General features: G+C 46.9%; 30 protein-coding genes. 23 read left to right on the forward strand and 7 right to left on the reverse strand.

The annotated features are described in order from the left end of the window. Window positions 1-170 precede the first annotated feature (170 nt). From Xedl_RS07020 to Xedl_RS07040, 5 genes are all read right to left on the reverse strand, one after another. A complete protein-coding gene (locus tag Xedl_RS07020) occupies window positions 171-1361 on the reverse strand; it encodes a NupC/NupG family nucleoside CNT transporter (protein WP_074023226.1) in 1191 nt (396 codons plus the stop codon). Window positions 1362-1537: 176 nt separating this feature from the next. Continuing rightward, window positions 1538-3556, reverse strand: a complete 2019-nt coding sequence (gene ligA / locus Xedl_RS07025) for an NAD-dependent DNA ligase LigA (RefSeq protein ID WP_074023113.1) — start codon at window positions 3554-3556, stop codon at window positions 1538-1540. 102 nt (window positions 3557-3658) lie between these two features. Continuing rightward, window positions 3659-4672 carry a phage integrase gene (locus Xedl_RS07030; protein WP_074023114.1) on the reverse strand — a complete coding sequence of 338 codons (1014 nt, stop codon included), beginning with the start codon at window positions 4670-4672 and terminating at the stop codon, window positions 3659-3661. An 84-nt stretch (window positions 4673-4756) separates the two neighbouring features. After that, window positions 4757-4987 carry a hypothetical protein gene (locus Xedl_RS33545; RefSeq protein WP_074023115.1) on the reverse strand — a complete coding sequence of 77 codons (231 nt, stop codon included), beginning with the start codon at window positions 4985-4987 and terminating at the stop codon, window positions 4757-4759. Further along, window positions 4984-5271 (reverse strand): helix-turn-helix domain-containing protein, encoded by a 288-nt coding sequence (locus tag Xedl_RS07040; protein WP_074023116.1) that lies wholly within the window; start codon window positions 5269-5271, stop codon window positions 4984-4986. Before Xedl_RS07040 ends, Xedl_RS33545 begins: the two co-directional genes overlap by 4 nt. A gap of 94 nt (window positions 5272-5365) precedes the next feature. On the opposite strand from Xedl_RS07040, the gene Xedl_RS33550 reads away from it, so the two are divergent. The 13 genes from Xedl_RS33550 to Xedl_RS07110 all read left to right on the forward strand — a co-directional run bounded on the left by Xedl_RS33550 (window position 5366) and on the right by Xedl_RS07110 (window position 14004). After that, window positions 5366-6037 carry a hypothetical protein gene (locus Xedl_RS33550; RefSeq protein ID WP_244149680.1) on the forward strand — a complete coding sequence of 224 codons (672 nt, stop codon included), beginning with the start codon at window positions 5366-5368 and terminating at the stop codon, window positions 6035-6037. Window positions 6038-6041: 4 nt separating this feature from the next. Further along, a complete protein-coding gene (locus tag Xedl_RS07055) occupies window positions 6042-6614 on the forward strand; it encodes a hypothetical protein (protein WP_074023117.1) in 573 nt (190 codons plus the stop codon). Between the two features lie 12 nt (window positions 6615-6626). Beyond that, entirely contained in the window at window positions 6627-7004 is a 378-nt protein-coding gene (locus Xedl_RS07060; RefSeq protein ID WP_074023118.1) for a hypothetical protein, read from the forward strand. Window positions 7005-7041: 37 nt separating this feature from the next. Further along, on the forward strand, window positions 7042-7278 hold the full coding sequence (locus Xedl_RS07065; protein ID WP_074023119.1) for a hypothetical protein: 237 nt from the start codon (window positions 7042-7044) through the stop codon (window positions 7276-7278). A 133-nt stretch (window positions 7279-7411) separates the two neighbouring features. After that, complete coding sequence (locus Xedl_RS07070; protein WP_074023120.1) at window positions 7412-7771, forward strand: DUF5347 family protein; 360 nt, start codon at window positions 7412-7414, stop codon at window positions 7769-7771. Window positions 7772-7846: 75 nt separating this feature from the next. Further along, window positions 7847-8089: a DUF2732 family protein gene (locus Xedl_RS07075; protein ID WP_074023121.1), complete on the forward strand. Its 243-nt coding sequence runs from the start codon at window positions 7847-7849 to the stop codon at window positions 8087-8089. Continuing rightward, window positions 8082-8303, forward strand: coding sequence for a TraR/DksA C4-type zinc finger protein (locus Xedl_RS07080; protein ID WP_074023122.1), 222 nt, complete (start codon window positions 8082-8084; stop codon window positions 8301-8303). Before Xedl_RS07075 ends, Xedl_RS07080 begins: the two co-directional genes overlap by 8 nt. A gap of 1 nt (window position 8304) precedes the next feature. Further along, window positions 8305-9123, forward strand: coding sequence for a DNA adenine methylase (locus tag Xedl_RS07085; protein WP_074023123.1), 819 nt, complete (start codon window positions 8305-8307; stop codon window positions 9121-9123). Beyond that, window positions 9123-9455, forward strand: coding sequence for a DUF5405 family protein (locus Xedl_RS07090; protein ID WP_074023124.1), 333 nt, complete (start codon window positions 9123-9125; stop codon window positions 9453-9455). The genes Xedl_RS07085 and Xedl_RS07090 overlap by 1 nt, the downstream gene beginning before the upstream one ends. Beyond that, window positions 9449-11809, forward strand: a complete 2361-nt coding sequence (locus Xedl_RS07095) for a replication endonuclease (protein WP_074023125.1) — start codon at window positions 9449-9451, stop codon at window positions 11807-11809. Before Xedl_RS07090 ends, Xedl_RS07095 begins: the two co-directional genes overlap by 7 nt. After that, window positions 11809-12051 (forward strand): hypothetical protein, encoded by a 243-nt coding sequence (locus Xedl_RS07100; protein ID WP_074023126.1) that lies wholly within the window; start codon window positions 11809-11811, stop codon window positions 12049-12051. Before Xedl_RS07095 ends, Xedl_RS07100 begins: the two co-directional genes overlap by 1 nt. A 231-nt stretch (window positions 12052-12282) precedes the next feature. Further along, on the forward strand, window positions 12283-12876 hold the full coding sequence (locus Xedl_RS07105; RefSeq protein WP_074023228.1) for a hypothetical protein: 594 nt from the start codon (window positions 12283-12285) through the stop codon (window positions 12874-12876). Between the two features lie 12 nt (window positions 12877-12888). Continuing rightward, entirely contained in the window at window positions 12889-14004 is a 1116-nt protein-coding gene (locus Xedl_RS07110) for a helix-turn-helix domain-containing protein (protein ID WP_074023127.1), read from the forward strand. 362 nt (window positions 14005-14366) lie between these two features. Here Xedl_RS07110 and Xedl_RS07115 read toward each other — a convergent pair whose 3' ends face one another. Next, window positions 14367-15407 carry a phage portal protein gene (locus tag Xedl_RS07115; RefSeq protein WP_074023128.1) on the reverse strand — a complete coding sequence of 347 codons (1041 nt, stop codon included), beginning with the start codon at window positions 15405-15407 and terminating at the stop codon, window positions 14367-14369. Continuing rightward, window positions 15407-17164 (reverse strand): terminase ATPase subunit family protein, encoded by a 1758-nt coding sequence (locus tag Xedl_RS07120; protein ID WP_074023129.1) that lies wholly within the window; start codon window positions 17162-17164, stop codon window positions 15407-15409. Before Xedl_RS07120 ends, Xedl_RS07115 begins: the two co-directional genes overlap by 1 nt. A gap of 153 nt (window positions 17165-17317) precedes the next feature. Here Xedl_RS07120 and Xedl_RS07125 point away from each other — a divergent pair, with 153 nt between their 5' ends. The 10 genes from Xedl_RS07125 to Xedl_RS07170 all read left to right on the forward strand — a co-directional run bounded on the left by Xedl_RS07125 (window position 17318) and on the right by Xedl_RS07170 (window position 22476). Next, a complete protein-coding gene (locus Xedl_RS07125; protein ID WP_074023130.1) occupies window positions 17318-18139 on the forward strand; it encodes a GPO family capsid scaffolding protein in 822 nt (273 codons plus the stop codon). 12 nt (window positions 18140-18151) lie between these two features. Continuing rightward, window positions 18152-19240, forward strand: a complete 1089-nt coding sequence (locus Xedl_RS07130; RefSeq protein WP_074023131.1) for a phage major capsid protein, P2 family — start codon at window positions 18152-18154, stop codon at window positions 19238-19240. 3 nt (window positions 19241-19243) lie between these two features. Further along, window positions 19244-19900, forward strand: coding sequence for a phage terminase small subunit (gene gpM / locus Xedl_RS07135; RefSeq protein ID WP_074023132.1), 657 nt, complete (start codon window positions 19244-19246; stop codon window positions 19898-19900). A gap of 86 nt (window positions 19901-19986) precedes the next feature. Next, the gene (locus Xedl_RS07140; protein ID WP_074023133.1) at window positions 19987-20451 is read left to right on the forward strand and encodes a head completion/stabilization protein; all 465 of its coding nucleotides are present in this window, start codon (window positions 19987-19989) and stop codon (window positions 20449-20451) included. Continuing rightward, a complete protein-coding gene (locus Xedl_RS07145) occupies window positions 20451-20654 on the forward strand; it encodes a tail protein X (RefSeq protein ID WP_074023134.1) in 204 nt (67 codons plus the stop codon). The genes Xedl_RS07140 and Xedl_RS07145 overlap by 1 nt, the downstream gene beginning before the upstream one ends. Before the next feature lie 3 nt (window positions 20655-20657). Next, a complete protein-coding gene (locus Xedl_RS07150) occupies window positions 20658-20975 on the forward strand; it encodes a phage holin, lambda family (RefSeq protein WP_074023135.1) in 318 nt (105 codons plus the stop codon). Further along, window positions 20972-21376, forward strand: a complete 405-nt coding sequence (locus Xedl_RS07155; RefSeq protein WP_074023136.1) for a structural protein — start codon at window positions 20972-20974, stop codon at window positions 21374-21376. Before Xedl_RS07150 ends, Xedl_RS07155 begins: the two co-directional genes overlap by 4 nt. A gap of 11 nt (window positions 21377-21387) precedes the next feature. Next, window positions 21388-21603 carry a hypothetical protein gene (locus tag Xedl_RS07160; RefSeq protein WP_074023137.1) on the forward strand — a complete coding sequence of 72 codons (216 nt, stop codon included), beginning with the start codon at window positions 21388-21390 and terminating at the stop codon, window positions 21601-21603. Further along, a complete protein-coding gene (locus Xedl_RS25665; protein ID WP_074023138.1) occupies window positions 21603-22070 on the forward strand; it encodes a lysis system i-spanin subunit Rz in 468 nt (155 codons plus the stop codon). The genes Xedl_RS07160 and Xedl_RS25665 overlap by 1 nt, the downstream gene beginning before the upstream one ends. Then, window positions 22063-22476 (forward strand): phage tail protein, encoded by a 414-nt coding sequence (locus tag Xedl_RS07170; RefSeq protein WP_074023139.1) that lies wholly within the window; start codon window positions 22063-22065, stop codon window positions 22474-22476. Before Xedl_RS25665 ends, Xedl_RS07170 begins: the two co-directional genes overlap by 8 nt.

Consider the following 22476-nt stretch of genomic DNA (forward strand, 5'->3'; position numbering starts at 1 on the left):
ATGGTTCTCCATATAGATAGCCTCTCTCTATTCGATTGGAAAACATCCAATAACTTCAATTAATCCCGCAAAATACGCGTGCTATTAGACAGTTTCCAGCAAATATAAAAAAGTGGCGCCTGCCAAGACGCCACTTTCGATTGTTTTTTATCAAATCCAATAAAATAGATTTAGATGCTCAAAATCAGTCCGGTAATGGCTGCGGAGAGGAAACTCACCAGCGTTGAGCCAAACAGCAATTTCATGCCAAAACGCGCAACAGTATTACCCTGTTTTTCATCCAGCCCTTTAATAGCACCAGAAACAATCCCGATGGAGCCGAAGTTAGCGAAAGAGACTAAAAACACGGACAGAATGCCTTTCGAATGTTCACTTAATTGAGCAGACATTTCTTGCATGCTCTGCATCGCTACAAATTCGTTGGAAACCAACTTGGTTGCCATGATACTGCCTACCTTCAGCGCTTCATCACCTGGAATACCGATGATCCATGCAAACGGATAAAACACATATCCCATGCACTCTTGGAAGGTAACCCCAAATATCAGATGGAAAATTGCGTTAATTCCCGCAATCAAAGCAATAAAACCAATCAACATCGCAGTGACAATCAAAGCCACTTTGAAACCCGTCAGAATATATTCACCCAGCATTTCAAAGAAACTTTGCCCCTCGTGGAGGTTGCTCATATGGATTTCTTCTTCGCTCTCAACAGAGTAAGGATTGATGAGAGACAAGATGATAAAAGTGCTGAACATATTGAGGATCAATGCTGCAACCACATATTTTGCATCCAGCATCGTCATGTAAGCACCGACGATAGACATAGATACCGTGGACATTGCCGTTGCCGCCATCGTATACATCCGGCGTTCAGACATTTTGCCCAACACATTTTTATAAGCAATAAAGTTTTCTGATTGCCCCAGAATCAATGAACTCACCGCATTAAATGATTCCAGTTTACCCATGCCGTTGATTTTAGACAGTACTGTACCGATCACACGGATGACAATTGGCAGCACTTTGATATGTTGCAAAATCCCAATCAGGGCAGAGATAAAGATAATAGGACACAAGACATTCAAAAAGAAAAAGGCCAGGTTCGCTTCTATCATGCCACCGAAAACAAAGCTGGTGCCTTTTGCTGCATAAGACAAAAGATGGATAAATAAATTGTCAAATCCTTTCACTATTCCCAAACCCGCGTTAGAGTTCAGGAAGAACCATCCCAAAAAGAGTTCAATCACAAGCAACTGAATTATATAACGAAATTTAATATCCTTCCGGTTATTACTAGCCAAAATCGCCAGGCCGCCAATGACGACCAATGCGAGGATAAAATGGAAAATATGAGACATAGTCATAAAGAAGAGCTCCAAACACGAGTTTGTGCAAATTTATACCTGTATTTTATGCAACACATAACAGTAAAATTTGATTACTATCACATTAGTTTACTATCTAAATGGTCACAAATCTCTATTTAGCTAACTCGATCACACTTTAATAATCGCGTCCCTAAATGGAATACGTATTATTCACCCAATAAACGAAGCATTTCTTCTTCATCAATAACAGAAATTCCCAGTTCACTAGCTTTAGCTAACTTAGAACCCGCAGCTTCACCAGCAATAACCAGATCTGTTTTCTTAGATACACTTCCTGTCACTTTTGCACCTAAGGCGGTCAGCTTATCTTTAGCTTCGTCTCGGGATAAACGGCTCAATGAGCCCGTCAAGACTACTGTCTTACCGGCAAATGGACTGTCGACTTCATCAAAATTCAAACTTTCAGTCGATTCCCAATGAATACCAATATTATTAACCAGATCATCAATCACAACCTGATTGTGTGGCTCATTAAAGAAATTCACAACATGGCGGGCAACAACGCCTCCTACATCCTGCACTGCAATCAAAGCGTCAATATCCGCTGCACGTAGTTTTTCTAATGTGCCAAAATGAGCAACCAGGTTGGCGGCTGTCGCTTCGCCAACTTCACGAATACCTAAAGAGTAAATAAAGCGTGCGAAAGTGGTTTTCTTCGCTTTTTCCAAGGCATTAATAACATTTTGCGCAGACTTAGGCCCCATTCGCTCAAGACCCGTTAATTTTCCGGCTGTCAGCCGGAAAAGCTCAGCCGGTGTTTTGACATACTCTTTATCCACAAGCTGCTCAATAATTTTTTCGCCCATGCCATCAACATCCATAGCACGACGGGAAACAAAATGTTTCAGAGCTTCTTTACGCTGTGCACCGCAGAATAAACCGCCAGTACAACGAGCGACAGCTTCACCTTCAACGCGCTCTATATCTGAACCACAAACCGGACAATGTACGGGAAAAATGACTTCCTGAGTTTCTGCTGGTCTGTTTTCATGAACAACGCCCACGACTTGCGGAATAACATCTCCGGCACGACGAATAATCACCGTATCGCCAATGCGCAGCCCCAGACGTTCAATTTCATCGGCATTGTGCAGTGTGGCATTACTCACCGTAACACCTGCCACCAATACAGGCTCCAAACGAGCAACCGGAGTAATGGCACCAGTACGCCCTACCTGAAACTCAACATCACGGATGATAGTCATCTGTTCTTGAGCCGGAAACTTGAAAGCTGTCGCCCAACGTGGTGCTCTGGCAACAAACCCCAATCTTTCTTGTAATACGAGGGAATCGACCTTGACGACAATTCCATCAATATCAAAGCCCAGAGTCGGCCGCTTCTGCTCAATGTCGTGGTAGAAATCCATCACCCGTTGCGTTCCCTGGCATAACTTCACGTTGTCATTGACAGGCAGTCCCCACCGCTTGAATTGCATCAGGCGTTCGTAGTGACTTGCGGGTAACTTTCCGCCTTCCAGAACACCAACCCCATAGCAATAGAAAGTCAATGGGCGTTTGGCAGTAATGCGTGGGTCAAGCTGGCGTAGTGATCCGGCAGCCGCGTTGCGGGGATTAGCGAAGACTTTATTTCCTGTGCGACGCGCTTCTTCATTGAATTCCTCAAATCCAGCGTGCTTCATAAAAACTTCACCACGAATTTCGATGCGAGCGGGAATATTATCCCCTTTCAAACGCAAGGGAATAGCATGAATAGTACGGACGTTAGCGGTAATATTCTCCCCCGTTGTCCCATCGCCACGAGTCGCGGCCTGTACCAATTCCCCATTTTCATACAGCAAACTGACCGCCAGACCATCAAGTTTTAGTTCACAACAAAACACCAAATCCTGGCTGTCTTTCAGACGATCACGAACGCGTTTGTCAAATGCCAAATAACTCTCTTCATCAAATACGTTATCCAGAGATAACATAGGGATCTCATGGCGTACCTGTTCAAATGCCGTTAACGGCGCCGCTCCCACTCGTTGGGTAGGAGAATCCGCAGTAACCAGTTCTGGATGTTGCTCTTCCAGTGCTTTTAATTCTCGCATCAAGCGATCATATTCTGCATCAGGGATCTCTGGCGCATCCATAACATGATACAAATATTCGTGATGGCGTAATGTTGTTCTCAATTCATTAATTTTTTGGATAATATTTTCCATGACTTCTCACCAGAGATGAAAAACCCCGACTAGCGGGGATAAGGCAGTCCTTTATACAAGGGCTGCCGTTGTATTTCAATAGGTTATAAATCTATTAGGGTGCTATGATTGCCCACTTTCTCCCGATAGTGTGGATGGAATGTGGATACATCCCTTTAGTGGATTAAATTTAATAGCGTCCAATAGATAATCTTGAGCAAAATGAGCATAGGTCATAGTTTGCAGAATGCTGGCATGCCCCATAATCTTCTGTAAGGTTAATATATTTCCACCATTCATCATAAAATGGGCGGCAAACGTGTGTCGCAAAACATGCACCGCTTGACCATTAGGTAGATCTGGTTTTATCTCTTTCAGTAACTTCCTGTATGATTGATAGTTAACATCAAACAATAAACCAGACTGCTTAGTCTTAACTGTCCTCATCACCTTATCAGAAATAGGGATAGTTCTGTGTTTACCGTTTTTTGTTTCAGTAAACGTAACGCGATTATGCAGCATGTTTTCGGCCTTTAGCTTAGTCGCCTCTCCCCATCTTGCACCAGTGTTTAAACATAGAACGGTTAAACGCCAAGCATCATCAGTAACTGCACTTAACAATGTGGCAATTTCTTCCTTGGTAAGATAAGACATCTCCGGCGTTTTTTCCTTGAGCGGTTTTATACCTTTAATTGGGTGAATTCCTGTATATTCCTTTATATCGATCAGGGTAGTGAAAATACCGCCAAACATTGTCATATCTCTATTGATGGTTGATGCTTTTATGCCTTCGTACAACCTTCTGGAACGATATTCGTTTATAAAACGAGAGGTTAACTGGTAAGCAGCAGGATCACCCATATCCCTGATCATCCCCATCACTGTCTGCTTTCTTTTTACGCCCCAGGTTAAGTTGCGCCCCTCGTAGTCCCACCAAATATCAAAAAGTTCCGATAACGTTCTATGATCCTTTGCTGTTGGTTTCCATTCTTGATTATTAACATTAGCTAAGATGTTTCGCTCGAATGCGACAGCATCCGCTTTCTTGTTAAATATACGCTGGACTCGTCTTCCCGATCTGCCCTGCGGTCTTACATCCACTTTATAACGTCCACCTTCAAGCGCCTTAATTGCCATGACTGCGCCCTCCGGTTAGACGAGGTAGTTCTATACCTGTCTGAAAAACATAGTGTTGATAAATAGATAGCCAACTTTCGGCTCTTAAAGCGAAAACATTGTTCTCGCGCGCCCATTGTGTGCGATAGCCGGCGATATCTGACCAGCTTCAGGAGCAATCTTTCCGGTGACAAACCAAGTTGAATATTTTTCTACCTTTTTATGGTTAAGTATTGCGCTAATAGCGATCCAGCTTTTGGGGGCTTCACTTTCCGAAAAAAGTAAGCCTATTTTTTCGACTGCTTCTATTTCTTTCAATTTTTCATTAAGTTTCATGCAGATTTTTCCTCCTGTTCATAATTTTTAGGATCGAATAGGGCTGGCGCAATTTGGCCTATCTCTGGTGCTGTTTTGCCAGTTACAAACCAAAGAGCATATTTTTCAAATCTAGGGTGACTTAAAATTTTTGTGACGACGTCCACATCTGGCATAGTTTTTCCATTTTCATATCTCCATAAAGCATTGGTAGGAATTCCAAGCATTTCAGCAGCTTCTGGGCGGCTTTTTAGTCTCTCGCTTTCCCGCATCAATAATAATTTCTCTCCAATAGTGATCTTCATATTGCAGTTCTCATCTGTATGGTGCATTATTAGTTCATGTAAGCCAGTTTGGGGTGTTCTGTAACAGAAATACCCCAAAAAGAGAGATTAGCACATGAATGAACAAGTTTTGAGATTGTTGTTTCAGATCCCAGATCCAATCACGGTTAATGAATTCCGTCGCCGTACAGGGAGAACGGAAAGCAGTGTGCGTAAGTTGGTTGACCGCCGTCGCTTACCTGTCAGAACCGAGCGCCAAATTAACGGTGCAGAATTTAGTGATATGCGTCTGATGATCATGTGGAATGAGTGGCTGGAAATGATTTATGAAGTGACCGGCAAATTGCCTCCTGATGAGCGTATCAGCTGGAAAGCTCAGTGGTTCAATCAGGTAGATGAGCCTGCTCATAATTTAATCGGGATACTGCAATTATTGTTTAAAACCCCTGATCCAATCTCAGTTACGGAGTTCTGTCGCCGTACAGGGAAATCAGAAAGCAGCATCCGCAAATTAACTTACTTGGGTTGTTTACCTATCAAAAGCGAACGCATGGTTAATGGCAGGCGAATTCATCTCATGATTATGTGGAATGAGTGGCTGGAAATGGTTTATGAAGCCAATAGAAAGATATCTGCTGATGAGCGTATCGGCTGGAAAGCTGGCTGGTTTAAGCGGGTTAATAAATTGGTTGATGATTTGGGAGTTATACCGCCCGAATTGGAAAGGGTAGAGAGCATTGTAAGCCGGCAAGCAGTAAGTAATGACAGCATAATAGCTATGAGGTAAAAAAATGAAAAACTCAACATCCCTGGAACGTTCAAAACTGCAACTAACGATGATGGCGCGTCTGCATGATGTTTTTGCTGATATCAAAGACGAGGTTGAAATCACCCCTGAATATATTCAGGACACGCTGGGGCAGTTTATGCAGGTTGCAACGGGGAGTGATTACCCTTTTTCTAAATCTGTGCGGATTGGGTTTGGGGAAGTGAAACAGGTTCAACCATATCAGTTAGCTGACGAGGTAAAGCGAGCCATCAATGCCACAGAATCAAAGTCGTCTGATGATAATCGGCTTAATAACTTCCTGTCCCGTGAAATGGCTCTGTGCCTGGACGATGTTTTGCATCGTTATGTTGTATGGGAAAAAGTGGAGTCTGAAAATGAAGTTTTAAAAATAGCCCGAACTCTTCATCACGCATTTTCAGAATATAGAAAAGATAACAACTATATTATTTACGGATTGCCAGTGCTCAAAAGAATGATTTCATTCGGGGTCAATTGGGCTGATGATGAAGAGAGTTTGAAATTACTGCTTAGGAAGAACTGTTTAACCATCAAAAAAGCCCTCAATGTATTTTAAGAGGTAATCAATATGCAAAATACTATTCCAACACCCGTGGAATTAAACAAGGGTAGAGTCAACAATATGTCACCCGGTGCAGGTTTATTTATTCAAATAGAAAACAAATATACCTATGTTGAAAATATTATTTTCCCGCTTTCTAGCTTACGTGCGATCTATAACGCCTGTAATAGTGGAAAAACCGTGGTGTTGATGGTTGATGGTATTAGCAATCAATGCCCGTCAGTTTCATATAAGACATTTGTTCGATTTTTTTCTGATGTGATTAATGCCATCGAAAAGTTAAATCCGAAGGCTTTTATATTTAAGTTAACGGTTAATGAAGATCTGTCGTGTGAATGGTGCGATTTCCAGCTTACCACAACACCCTGCGCCGGACAGGGCTAAAAGTCGGCAACATAATAATAACGATGAGGTAATCAATATGCGAAAGCCGCTACCAACACCAGTGGAATTAAGCAAGGGACGAATTAAATTTGGTACGTTATTAATTCGCCCGTTACGTCCCAGCGCTGTTTGCACGTTCACCCGCTACCAGATCGGGGACAGTGAATATTCCTACGGTAAATTTGCTTCCAAAGCGCAGGCGCTGAGTTTTTGTCGGCAGTTATATGAGGAACGGTTAGATGAACCAATTACAGAGGATGCAGTACAAATATAAAATTTCCAGTGATGATTTTAATAAAAAATCCACTAATACCAATTGTAAAAACTCATTGATGATGACTTTAGTTTCAATTGGTTTAGCGACAACAATGTTAACCCCGTTATTATCCCTATTATGAGGTGATATCATGGCGAATACTGAACCCTGCCGCGCTGTATCATTAACGCTGGATGAGAAAATCAAAGGATTAAATAAAACGGCTGAGTTACTGGCACCGATTGTTTACGATATTAAAAAATCAAACAGCCAACTGGCCGATTTTATTGCATCTATGCGTGACCGCACCAATAACCGCGTCATGAACAATGAAAAATTGTTGCATGCAATGTTTTATTTAGCCGGGTTTGATAAATCCCGTTATAACGCCAAGTTTAGTGAATTCACGGAAGCAGAGATCCGTTCGTTAATTAGGGTCATTAATCAATTTAAAACGGTAGCAAAAGAATTGCCGAATAAATTAGTGATGCCAAATTTAATTGAACATTAATTTATAACAAACGTTTTAATTATTAATGCGTCAACCCGCAGGGATTTTTATTACCTAAAAACCGGAAATAAAAAAATGAAAGATAATTATTCAGCCAAATATGCCATAAAAAAGACGGATGACGAATTCATCAGACAACTCGTTAAAGAGGTGCGCCAGGAAGAACGGAAACATTGCGCCAGTTTATATGCCGTCCGTCTGGTGAAGTTGTCCTCCCATGTTCTGGATAAAGCGCTTTCGCCTTCTGCCAGTGCAGACCTGATCCAGCGCGAATCTGAAAACATCGAACGTGAAGCGCAGGAGTGGAACTATGTCTAGGGAACTCGATCGTGCCTGTGAACACGCCGCCGAAATACTGGAATGCCGGATAGCCGCCCATGTTAACCGCCCGGTCGGGGTTTCTGCATTTGCGTGTGAAGACTGCGGCCAGCCTATTCCCGCCCAGCGTCGCCGGATTGTTGCCGGTGTCACCCGCTGTGCAACCTGCCAGAGCGTTTTTGAACTGAAACAAAAACATTACCGGAGTGTGTGAAATGGCCAATAAAACCATTCTCAAATGGGCAGGCTCTAAAGCCCGCATTATGGATAAGTTACTGCCGCATTTGCCAGCGGGTAAGCGACTGGTTGAACCGTTCGCGGGTTCCTGTGCTGTGATGATGAATACGGATTATGAGGCTTATTTGGTCGCGGATGTGAATGCCGATTTGATTGATATGTATCAGGGTATCAAGGCCGACTGTGATCAGTTTACAAGAGCGGCGGCGATTTGGTTTTCAACCGCCAGAAATAAAGAAGGGTATAGCGAATTAAGGCGAGTATTTAATCGTAAACAGCATTTTGCTGAGGATAAGTTAGCCCGTGGGAGTTTATTTTTAACGTTAAATCGTCACTGTTTTAATGGCCTGTGTCGCTATAACGGTAGAGGAGAATTTAATGTTCCCTTTGGTAAACATACGAACCCTTATTTCCCCGCGACTGAAATTTGGGCGTTTGCGGATAAAGCTGAGCAAGCGTCCATTGTCCATCTGGAATGGCAGGACACGTTAACTCTCGTTGAGCCTGGTGATGTTGTTTATTGTGACCCACCGTATTTAACCAACGAGGGTGCATTTACCCAATATTATCAATCCAATTTCAATAATACTGAGCATGAGGCGCTGGCGGTTGAGTTATATACGCTGAATGCACATCTTGGTGTACCGGTTATCGTGTCTAACTCGATTGCCGCCAAAGAGTTGTATGCCGATCTCGGCTTCACTATCCATGAAATCGACGCCCCGCGCACGATTGCCGCCAATGGCAACCGTCAGCGTGCGAAAGAGATTATTGCCGTGTTGGCAGGGAGGCAATAATGGCAACAGACCATGCACCGATTGTTCTTGATCCTAAAAACGGTGTTTATATCACTGGCACCCGTTTTGCGGTTGTTGTTCATGAGAAACATCCCGGCAAATTGGCGTTGTTGCAATTCAACACGTATGACGGCATTTACTCTCTGGCCGGCTGGCATGATAACGAGGTGTCACTGGTCGCTGAACTGGTGAACCTGCATATTTCCTATATCCGTCACAAAATGCGCTCGGTGACAGAATATCTGGCCGCGGTTGAAACCATCGCCAAACGCTGTCAGACCGCGCTGAACTTGCTAAACCCGGAAACTTACGGCGGTGTGGTGACATGTTAAGCCGTCCGATTGATTTCAGTGTCCAACCCGAAGCTGAACCCGCCAATGGGCAGTATGCCTATTGGTGGAATGCACCGCGCCATCAGGCTATTGCCGGTATTGAAAGATCGCTTACCCGTGAAAGACGCCTTCAGGGGCAAGCGATTTTAGAAGATATCGATTCTCTGCCCCGTATTCTGCGTTATCCCTATCAGAAACGTTATGAAAAGACGTTGAAAGAACAGGGTCTTCTGAAAGCCCAGGATTTTCTTTATTTCGATTTCCATCAAAAATTCTGGCCACGCATTGAGGCAGTAACCCGTCGTTTTGAGATGGATACTCACACCGCGCTGATGACGACGGCGCGCATTTCGACCGAAATCAGCCAGTTTAACCGCCTGCCTGATCTCCAGAACAAGCCGCTTAAAAAACTGGCGACTCAAATTGCTGCCGGATTTTTCAATCTGTTTGAACAGTATTGTGATCAGTGCATTGCGGAGGCGAACGGTGATAAAGAAGCTATCTATCAGATGCGCAACCTGTCTCCGATTTATGGCGAGCTGGCGAAACTGGCGCGCGGACTGCATGTCACACCGGCGCATTATGGCCGCTACCTTAAAGGCACGTTGCAACAGGGTGATGTGGTTGCGGCGGTATCCCGTCTGGTGAATGACGATTTCTGGTATCGCCGGCTCAAGGCGCACCGTACCCGCTGGCGGGAAGCGTTATTGATTGCTGCAATGGCGGTCAATAAAAACCGTTCCCCGTATGCCAGCCGTCAGGCCATTCAGGAGGTGAAATCTCAGCGTCTGGCCAATATGCAGTATCTGGAGTCAATGGACATTGAGGATGTGGCCACCGGCGAGCGCTTTGATCTGGTTGAGAAGGTCATGCAAAGCATTTCTAACCCGGAAATTCGCCGTATGGAACTGATGGCGCAGATTGCAGGGATTGAACGGGTTGCCTCGGCGCGTGGGGATATCGGTATGTTTATCACCATCACTACCCCGTCAAAATATCATCCGACCCGCCAGATGGGGAAAGATAAGATAGCGGTACTCAACAGCGGTTGGGCTGACGCCGCGTATACCCCCAAAGACGGCCAGCGCTATCTGGTGCGGGTCTGGTCTAAAATCCGTACCGCGTTTCGGGATGCAGGGTTGGATGTGTATGGTGTCAGGGTGGTTGAACCGCATCATGATGGCACACCGCACTGGCACTTACTGCTGTTTACCGATAAGGCCAGTCGTGCGGCGGCGGTTGAGATTATGCGCAAAAAAGCCTTGCAGGAAGATGGCGACGAACGCGGCGCGCAGAAGTACCGCTTCGAATGCCAGCATATGAATAAAGGCGGTGCAGTCGGTTATATCGCCAAGTACATCGCCAAGAATATCGACGGTTACGCGCTGGATGGCCTGATCGATGAAGAAACCGGCAAGCCGTTGAAAGATGCCGCGGCGGCGGTGACGGCGTGGGCCTCAACGTGGCGTATCCCGCAATTTCAGTTCTATAACCTGCCCGCTAAAGGCGCGTACCGTGAATGCCGTCGCCTGCGCAGTATCAATATTGCTGACCAATTGGGGGAGATTGCCGAAAAGGTCCGTGCCGCCGCCGATCTGGGTGACTTTGAAAACTACATTCTGTCACAGGGTGGCCCTTGCACCCCACGTGATCAGCAGACTGTCCGTGTTGCCCGTGAAATCAGTGACAAACGCAACCCCTATGATGAAGCCGTCTCAAATGTGGTCGGGATTTACGCGCAGCTCAACCCTGCCGCCGGTGTGTTGAAAACACGCGAGCGGGAATACCGGATTGTCAAAAAGCACGACAGCCAAGCCCCAGCATCCGCTGTGGCCGGTGAGGGTCTTGATCTTTTAAAAAGCGCCATCGGCGCGCCTCGGAGTCCTGTCAATAACTGTGGATCAGGGGATTGGCAGGCATGGGAGGACAGCCCAGCGTTATCCGCGGGCTTAAGCGGTAAGGCGTTATCCGATGTTCTCCAATGGGGACGGGCAACCGAAATCAACACGGCTGAGAATAGCGTACAGCGCGAGGAAATCGGTATTTCGGGGTCGCGGGTTATCTCACGTATTGAATTAACAGAACAAGAAGAAGCGTTATTGCCGGCAATGATGCGTTTTACTGAATCAATGGGTTACCCCATCGGCAATAAAACGCTGGGCAAGATGTTTATTAAGGGCATGAGTATGAGTGTTGACGGCCAACGGCTGCAAGTGCGTGAGGGCAAAGTCAGGTTGATGGATATGCCGGAAGAGCAGGAACGGAAGCAACGCGAGTTTGAGGCTCGCAAACAGGCGCGCCGCGAGGCACTGCGGCAGCGGATTATGAATATTGGTGACATGAGGAAGAAATAATGAAAGCTGAATGTGTTATTGATATCAATGTTAAAGAAATACAGGCGCAGGGTATCAAATACGCCCGTGATCTGCTGATTGCTTCATACATCGGAGGTTTTATAGATAAACCGGAGTCAGAAATCAGGGATATCGCAAAAATGCTGGATGGTGCAGCTATTCAACTGGAACAAGAAAAGTCTGACTGTTGGATAAATGATGATTTTGGGGATAAGTGGTTGTCGGAATGTTCAGATGAATGATGCGGCACTAATGTCAACGCCAGAAAAAATCTGGCGTTATCAAGGTAGAGTTGCCTGTTGGTAATCAAGAATTGCAACGGCAGATTGGTTTTCTTCATAAATTACACTGTAAAACAATAGGCTGATGAGTCGCATAACGCGAGTGTCTGTCAGTTGACAAAATAGATAAAATGCACCAATATCATGATTGACAAATTCGGATTTTTGCACCATTAGGAGAAAATGCAATCTATGACAAATCATCGACTGCCTTGGGAATGCTATCCTCAGTTGAGTGAGGAGCGCCTGACTATTATTGCAGAAGAATTATTGAAGGTTTTGGATAATACTCATGAGCAGCTTTCGTCATCGTTAGATGATAATTATACCCGAGGTACTTGTACATTCGGGCGGCAAAGAAACCGATTAATTCATTTATGTTCAGACGATGCCTATGATTGGCTACATCTGACCAATCCGGGAATGGATGTTACTTTTACCATTGATGGTATTCCGGTTCGCTTTTTTTCAGATGACCCTGCTAACCCTAAAAAGCCAGGCTTTTTCCGACGCAATGAAGTTGATCAGTTATGGGAGCCAGAGGTAACAATTTCCACTGTACACCGTTTCGTGGTAGAAAAACCTGAATTTGAAGGTGAGGGTGCACGGGTTCACTTCATTGGTTTTAATGCACTGGATGAAATGGTTTCCAAATGGACATATGGTGAAAGTCGAGTCACTGTATTGCATTCAACTGATGATGCGCTTCCTACATCCGTACCTATTGAGCTTGATCCTATCAGTGCGCTTATGCCTGATAAAGACAAGAAAAGCCATAATGAGTAGTAGGTGATTAAAGTGTTTAACGGTTCTAATTTACGGTTGGCTCGTCTGTATCACGAGTTATCACTTGAGCAAGTAGCTGAACAGGTGGGAAAAACCCGTCAGTATATTCAGCGGCTGGAATCCGGCTATGCTGTGCCAACCAATGGGCTTGCGAATGAATTAGCTTCCGTCTTACAGGTTATGCCTGAGTTTTTTGATATGGAAGGACAATCTCCAATAAACGAAGAAATTGTCCATTTTCGCAAACGTAGTTCAACGAGAATTGCAACAAAACTATCGACACTTGCTAAAGCGGAATTGTATCGTCGTTTGATAGACTTGTTTGAAAAACATTTGAATCTTCCGGCGGTGAAATTTCCCGAAATTAAGGTTTATACGCAAGAAGATATTGAAAAAGCAGCCGAGCAATGTCGTATAGATTGGGGTTTAGGTTTTGGGCCAATAGACAATATGACGCGTTTGGCGGAGAAGTTGGGAGCATTTGTCACATCATTTGATTCTGCTTCCGATGATGTTGACGCATTGTCAGTTCCACTTGCCCGACCATTCATTGTTAGGAATACAGCGAAAAAATCCCCCTGTCGCCAGCGCTTTGATATAGCCCATGAGGTGGCTCATCTTATCCTGCATGGTGGTATATCAACAGGGGATAGATTGACCGAATCACAGGCAAACCGATTTGCTTCTGCATTACTTTTACCCAGAACGGCGATGGCTAAATATTTTCCTCGTCCGATAGGTGGAAGAATTGATTGGCGAGGACTCAGTAATTTTAAGTTGATGTGGAAGGTGAGTAAGGCAGCTATCATTTATCGGGCACATCAGTTATCACTGCTAAGTGACACGCAATATAAAACCGCCTTTTTGGGATTAAAACGCAAAGGTGAAGCAATAGACGAAAAAGAGGATTATCTGATTCAGCATGAAAAACCAGAGCTCTTCCACAGGGCGATTAAGGTACTGCTAGATGATCTTAACATTGATATTAATTCCTTGGCGCAGAGCTTAAGTATCACACCAGACATGCTGATTGAATTGGCTAATGACGATTTAGTCACTCGCTCAAATCAAGAAGTGTGCTCAGAGAACGTTGTATCAATGTTTGCGTATCGTAACAGGATAGCTTGATTTTATTTTTTAAATCCCGTTTCGGCGGGATTTAATTTTGTATTTTTCCACAAAAAATTCAGGTGAGACGTCAATCACTGCTCTGCATAAATTCCTGCATTCCTTGCACGAATCCGCAAGATCAAATCAGGATCTTATGCCCCACCAGTTACCAGTATTGGCGCGCTTCGGATGATCCCTTGCAGGTGCATAAAAAGCGACACATTTAGTGGGCAGGCGCGGCGGGGTCACGACTGCGCGCGGCGGCGTTTGGTGGTATGCTGAACTCAACTTTTATATTGAAATCATCCCACTTGAAACTACTTTTCTTCGGGTAAAAAAAGACCGCCTCGCAGACGGTCGTATCATCTACGTGATATGGGTTAGTCGTTGTTGTCCCCGTCCAGCGAATAGCGTCCAAACCGGATCACTTCTTCCCCGAGCCAGTCATTCAACTGTTTCATCTTGCTTTGCAGTGGCAGCAATTCGTTGCGCACAAACACCTTGGCCGCTTTTTCCACATCGCCAAAGCCGCCGGTATTCTGCGGGATAATCCCCATTAGCTGAGGAGGGACACGGTGCGCCGCCAACATATCATCACGGCTCACATTCTTGATATTCAAGAATTCATCTTTCGCCGCGGCTTCGGACAGTGGGATAGTCTGAATGCCATCTTTCTTGCCGCCGGGGGCGTATAAAAACAGATTGCGAAAATTGCCGGGGCCTTTGCTGCTTTTCAGGGCTTCCCGAATTTTATCCACATCATCCGTTTTCTGTGCGGCATCACTGATATAAAGGATATATCCCGCATGCGAGCCATTAAGGTAATACTTACGGCGGAACAGTGTCGAGGCTTCATTGAGTAGAACGGACGGAATAGCCGCCAGATATTCCGGTAAACCATACAGCTCCTGGTTAATGTCCGGCTCTATCAAATGAAAGACCTTCCCGGTTTTGAACTCAAACGGCTGGATCTCATAGCCATACTGCACAAACCAATAGGTATCGAGATCAGCCCCACGGCGCGTGAACTTCGCCGGCGAGTGTTTCAGGGTCAGCGGTTGCCCTAATCGGTTATCACGCAATTCCAGGTAGCCATTGCCGAAGAGTAAAAAGTCCAGCGCCCAGCTATCAAACACTTGGCGGCTTAAATACGGGTGCGGAATGAACGTGCTGGTCAGGATGTTACGTTTAACAAAAATGGCACTGCTATGATGGGGGGCGGCGCGGAACGTGCGCGCCAGCCCGTTAAAACTGATGGGCGGCTCATAGTAATTATCGACGCGCACACATTCCAGGTAATCAAAGATTTCACGTTTATCCAGCACGGGGATAGGGTCACCAAACGTAAACGCCTCCATTGGGGCGGTATCCGGTGTCGGTGTCAGTTTCTGGCTCTGGCGTTTCTTATTCTTACGGCTCATTAAAAGACCTCAATAATATTATGATGGTTGCTATTCTCGCCGGTAATCGGTTCGTTATAGAGTGCGTGCATGGTTGCCCAGGCTAAATCCGCATGGCTGGCTTCTTCGCTACGGTCAGCTTCATAGGTGGGGCGGTTGCCGCTGGCGGTGGTTGCTCGCCGAATGGCCATAAACGATTGGGTGATGTCATTGCTGCCAGCGTCATATTCCAGCCGGTCATGGCTGATAACGTCATAGGCTTTGAGTACCAGGGCATTTTTTAACGCGGGGTTATAAACAAACTCTTTTGCCGCCGGGAAAAAATCACGCACATTTTGTAAAACACCGTGACCCAGACCGGTGGAATCAATACCGATATATTGTACGTTATAGCGTTCGGTCAGTGCCTTGATCGCATCAGACTGGGCGCGAAAATCCATACCGCGCCATTGATGGTGCTCCAGTATCCGAAATTTGCCTCCAGGGAACTGGGGCGGCGCGATGACAACACACCCAGCACTGTCCCCGTTTTGTGTCCCTTTGGCCGGATCGTATCCAATCCAGACCGGATGGTAGGCGTACGGACGTATCATCAGGGGTTGTACGTCGTCCCACACTTCCCAGCTATCAACTAAGCATTTTTGCATGAGCTGTAAGTTGAAAATTGACGCGATATCATCGACAAACTCACACATTAGCAAGTTTTCGAATTCATCAGGGCTATATTCGAGATAGAGCTGGTCGATATCAAATAAGTTGCACCCCCCTTTCATCGCATCTTCAATGGTGACGATTTGCCGCCATTGACCATCATCGCACATCATGCCGTTAACTAAGGCGCGGTGGGTGGTATCGACCTCAACATGATCTGCCTTGCGTCGTCCGCGATTAAATAGCTTTCCTGACCAGAACGGATAGGCACTGTGTGTGAGTGCCGATGGCGTTGAGAAATACGTTTGGCGCCACTTTTTATGCATCGCCATGCCCGATGCCACTTTGCGCAGCTCTTGAAAGCGGGGTATCCAGAAATATTCATCCAGATAGAGGTTGCCGTGATAACTTTGGGCTGTGCGGGCATTCGTCCCCAGAAAATAAAGCGTAGCCCCATTGGGTAAAACAATGGGATCGCCTTTGAGATCAACATCCACCTCGCGCGCCATATCAATGATGTAACCTTTGAAAACGTGCGCTTGTGCCTTACTGGCCGATAAAAAGATTTGATTGCGTCCGGTGATCAGGGCGTCCATAAACGCTTCGCGGGCAAAAAAGTACGTTGCCCCTATCTGGCGGGATTTGAGAATATTGCGAATGCGGTGTTGATGTCCTGCGCCATACCAGACTTTCTGGTACTCAAACATGTTTTCGCGGAAAATTTGCTCGAGCTTTTCGATCTGTTCTTCGCTGAACACGTTCTTTTCCGGGGCGCGGCGCTGACCCTTGTTGCGGTTGGCTATCTTCGGGGTCAGATCCGCTTCATTGCCGCCCGCCTGATAACGGTGAATTTTGGCGTGCCGTTCAAGCTGACGGTACAGCAAATCAATCTCTTTGAAGTCTTTCCCCTCTTTGTTTTCTTTGGCTATCAGCGTACAAAGGCGCGCTTCAACACTCATTTCAACGCGGTCAAAGGGGGTGATGTCATCCCATTTGTCACGCCGTTTCCAGCTGTGAATGGTGACGGCGTTTTCGTTGAGGATTTCCGCAATGCGCGCGATCCTGTACCCGCTAAAGTACAGGTGCATCGCTCTCTTACGTGGGTCAATATCGTGTAATGTCTTCATGCCGCCAGATTACTGACTGGCTGGCATGCCTGCCCTGCACGCCCATTGTGCCATTCCTCATACAATGGTCAGGCATTGTTTCCCGACGCCAATCCCTTAAACATACGCTCATTCAGTTTATGCACGAACATTGAAATTGTCGGAGCCTGTGCAATGACCAAAAAAACCAAGCCCGTGCGCCTTTGTGTTGAAGGCGCTACGACTGACGGCCGCAAAGTCCAGCGCCAATGGCTGACGGATATCGAAAAGAATTACAACCCCACGGTTTACGGTGCCCGTATCAATATGGAGCACTGGAATTACGCGTGGATGCCGCGTTTCGGTGATGTGGATTCAGTCTACACCGAAGAAATCAGTGAAGGCCCATTGTCCGGCAAGCTGGCGCTCTATGGCGTGCTGACGCCGACGCCTGAACTGATAGAAATGAATAAAAAGCGCCAGAAAGTCTACACCTCGGTGGAAATCAACCCGAACTTTTCCGATATGGGCGGCGCTTATCTGGTTGGGTTGGCTGTCACCGATAATCCGGCCAGCCTGGGCACCAGTATGTTGCAATTTAGCCAGGATGGTGAGGGGCAAAATACCAATTTGTCAGAGCGCAAACAGCATAAAGACAACGTCTTTACCGCGGCCGAAGAAACCCGGATTGAGTTTACCGAAGACAGTGATAAAACCGGCTTGTTAGACAGTATCAAGGCGCTGTTTACCCGAGAACGCAAAACCAATGATATCAATTTGTCTGATATTCGCCAGTCCATTGAGCTGTGTGCAACCGAGCAGGTTAAAACCGCGGGTGAAGTTGAAAAGCTCTCACAGAAAATAGATGAAATTGATGCGTTTAAAAAGCAAACCGAAGCATTACGCGCTGAATTGGACACCTTGAAAACCGATCTCAGCCAGCAAGATAAGCAGCCCCAACGCCCCCACGCTTTTGGCGGTAACGGCGAAAACACCGAAAACCTCACTGACTGCTAAACGGAAACGACGATGAGAACAGAAACACGCTTTAAATTTAACGGTTATCTGACCCGTTTGGGTGAACTTTACGGTGTTGAACCCGCAACGTTCACCACCGCAAAAGTGGAAATCGCCCCCAGCGCCGCGCAAAAGTTGGAAAGCAAAATTCAGCTCAGTGCTGTATTTTTAACGATGATCAATATTGTTCCCGTTAAAGCGCAGGTGGGGGAAAAAATCGGTTTAGGTATCGGCTCCACCATCGCCGGGACAACGGACACCAAAGAGAAAGACCGCGAACCGACCGATCCCACCGATTTGTCCAAACAACAGTATCACTGTAAGCAGACTAACTTTGATACCGCCATTCGTTATGAAAAATTGGATATGTGGGCCATTTTTGACGATTTCCAGCGCCGTATTCGTGATGAAATTATCAAACGCCAGGCGCTTGACCGCATCATGATTGGCTGGAACGGCACCCACCGCGCCGCGACATCTGACCGCACCATCCATAAATTATTGCAGGACGTGAATGTCGGTTGGTTGCATAAAATCCGACTGGAAGCACCCGGCCATGTGATCGGTTCCTCCACCGATAAAGACACCCATATCACGACCGCCGAACCCCTGAAAGTGGGTAAAGGGGGCGATTATGCCAACCTGGATGCACTGGTCATGCACGCTGTGGATGAAGCCATTTCCGAGGTGTACGCCGATGATACCGAACTGGTTGTCATTTGTGGCCGCCAACTGTTATCCGATAAATATTTCCCTATCGTTAACCGTGACCAGGCCAACACCGAAGCGTTGGCGGCGGAGGTGATTATCAGCCAAAAACGTATTGGCGGTTTGCCTGCGGTGCGGGTGCCGTATTTTCCAAAAGACGCCATGTTGATCACCCGACTGGATAATCTATCGATTTACTGGCAGGAAGACTCGCGGCGCCGTCAGGTACTGGATAATCCAAAGCGTGACCGGGTGGAAAACTACGAATCGGTTAATGAAGATTACATTGTCGAAGATTACGACTGTGTCGCGTTGATTGAAAACATTGAGCTGATCAAAGCCAAGCTTGATGCGCCAGTTAAAACAGATAATGCCAACAAAACGGAAGAGTAAAGCGTGAACCCGTGGGAAAAGAAACGCATGCAAGTGGAGGCCAGACAAGCCGCTGAATATGGCCGGCTGGCCGATCCCTCAGTCACCACGCAAGTCAAGCTGATGTTGCGCCAGCACCGGCGAGATCTGGGCAAAATCCAGTCATTTGAGCGCAAAGCCATTTACAAACGTAACGCGTTGCCACTGTATGAAACGTGGATCACGGAAACCCTCCGCCATCAGTCAGGGGGACAGGATGACGTTCTGATGTACCTCATGTTGTGGAGCTTTGATGCCGGTGTTTATGCACAAGGGCTGGATATTGCCGAATATGCCTTAAAGCACCGGCTCACCATGCCCGAGGGGCAATCACGTACAACGGGCTGCGCTATCGCCGAAGAAATGGCCGACCGGGCTAAAGACGCGTATACCGCGAAAAACCCGATCCCATTAGACATATTACAGCGCACCATGTCACTGATTGAACATGAAGATATGCCTGATAAAGTCCGCGGGGAACTGCATAAATGGCTGGGTTACAGCTTGCGTGATAACGACTTCCCACAACCCGCATTGTGCGAGTTGATGCGCGCCCTGGAGCTCCATGATCGCTCAGGGGTAAAAGCAGATATCAAACAATTAGAGAAAATTCTGGCAGCGAAAAACAGCGCTGACCATTAACGAACGTGCCAACGCGCCAGGGCGGCGCGGGAGAAGAAACCCGTTTTCGACCTCTCGCCCACCGCCCTACCTAATTTGAGGTTGTTATGGATTTCATTTCACCCGAACCGATCAACGAAGCCGCCCAGACGATCACCAGTGGTGATTTCTGGCCCCCCATTGATACGGCCGATTTTCGCGCCACCATGCGCAGCGATGGTACGGTGACCCCAGGCCGCCTGTTGGCCGCGCTGAAAAATGCGGTGATTGAAACCCACCGGGAACTGGCGGGCTGGCAGTCACAACAAATCAGCCTCGGCTATCACACGCTGGGCAGTGTGCCGGCCAGCCAGATTGATGATGAATCTGAACTGTTATACCTCTACCGCCGCGCGGTGTATTGCATGGCAAAAGCCGGGCTTAGTGAGCGTTACCGCGACATTGACACCACCGCGGACGGGGCGAAAAAGGCCGATGCACTCGATCCCACCATTGACGATTTGCACCGTGATGCCGTGTGGGCTATCCAGCGCATTAAATGCACGACACACAATATCGTGGAGCTGATCTAATGCAGGTACGAACACAACAATATGACACGGTAGACGCCCTGTGCTGGCGCCACTACGGACGCACACACGGCGTCACCGAGCAGGTACTGGAGGCCAATCCTGGTCTGGCCGAGGTTGGGGCGATTCTGCCCCACGGCAGGGTGATTGAACTGCCGGATATCGCGCCCGCCCCGGTGACGCCGATGATCCAACTATGGGACTAAGATATGGACAAACAACCTGATATATGGGCCGACTTACTCAACGGCCTAAAAAACTCATGGCCGCAAATATCCGGCTCTGTTTTGGCGGCATTAATTTGTTACGGGCGCCTGATTTATGACGGTATCGAGCGTAAGAACCGCTGGGTGGAACCGTTGCTTTGCGGGGCGCTGTCCTGGGGCATTGCCAGCGCGCTGGAACTGTTCGGCATCCCCGGCAGTGTATCGCCGGCACTCGGCGGCGCTATCGGATTTATTGGCGTTGAGAAGCTGCGCGAGTTTGCGATCCGCGCCATTAATAAGCGTTTGGGAGGTAAAGAATGAGTCAGGGCGACAGGGGCATTCGCAACCATAATCCGGGCAATATCCGCCACGGTGATAAATGGCAGGGATTACGGGATACCCAGACCGATAAGGCATTCTGTCAGTTTGTTGCCCCTGAGTGGGGTATTCGTGCCATGCTTAAGATTTTGCGTAATTACGAACGCCAATATGGCCTGAACAGTATCCGACAGATCATTACCCGTTGGGCACCAGAGACAGAAAATGATACCGAGGGTTACATCACGTATGTGAGCCAAACTGTCGGTGTATCCAGCCATGCTGTGATTGATGTTAACGACAAATCCATCATGACAGCATTGACTAAGGCGATGATACAGATGGAGAACGGCAAGCAGCCTTATTCTGATGACATCTTCGTACAGGCGTTTAAACTGCTATGAGGAATTGAACGATGGGTATTATTCTGGTTCCAATAATTTATGTTGTCGGTTTTATTGCGGCATGCATTATTTTTACATTGATAGAAAAACGAGCTAACGATCCGGAAGATTTTGGGGTCATTTTGTTTACGTCATTTATATGGCCACTACTGGTCATTTTGATGCCGATTGTTTTTGGATTCTGTTTTTTAGGCAAAAAATACAATCAATTTGTTGGCAGACAATAATGAAATGGCAACTAAAATTGGGCGCTGTGATTGTAGTTATCGCGCTGATGGGATCCGCCGCCTTTTCCGTCTGGTCTGTGTATACGGAAAATGGGCGGCTCACCGAAAAAAACCAGGCGTTAAACCAATCGCTCTCAGCGCAAATCGCTCTCAATCACCAACAGCAGGCGCGCATGAAACACCTAGCTGAACAGGATGCGGTGCGCTTACAGGAATTGACCCATGCCAAATCTGAAATTGATAAGTTGCATAGCGCTGCTCTGGCTCACCCTGAGCGGGTGTACATCAAAGCCCGGTGTCCCGCCCCCGCCCCCGGCCTGGCTGATGCAGTCGCCCCCCGACCTGTTGACACCGCTGTCGGAAATTATTGGTTACTCCGAGAGCGTATTGCCCTCGCCGGACAAATGATCCGCGGATTACAGGACTATATTCAGACACAGTGTCAATTACCGGTGCCTTATGAATAAACCCCACTTATTACGCACCGCGCTGACGGCCAAAATGCCCTACCTGCGCGATAACCCCGAATACCTGCATTTGTTTGTGGAAAATGGGACGGTGCGGGCAACGATGGCATCATCATTGTCTTACGAATATGAATACACGCTCAACCTGATTATCGAAGCCTGGCCGGGCCAGCAGGATATCTTAATGGCGGTGATCGTCCACTGGTTACGTGAACACCAGCCGGACATCTTCGCCAATCCCGATAACCGCAGCGGTTTCACCTTTGATGTAAATATCCTCAATGACGCCACCGCCGATATCAGCATTGATTTAAAACTGACTGAGCGTGTTGTGGTCACCCAGCAGGGCGAGGTCAGCACCGTGACCGCTGTCCCTGAGCCTGAAAACCCGTTTGACCGGTGGTGA

The organism is Xenorhabdus eapokensis, from assembly GCF_001908105.1.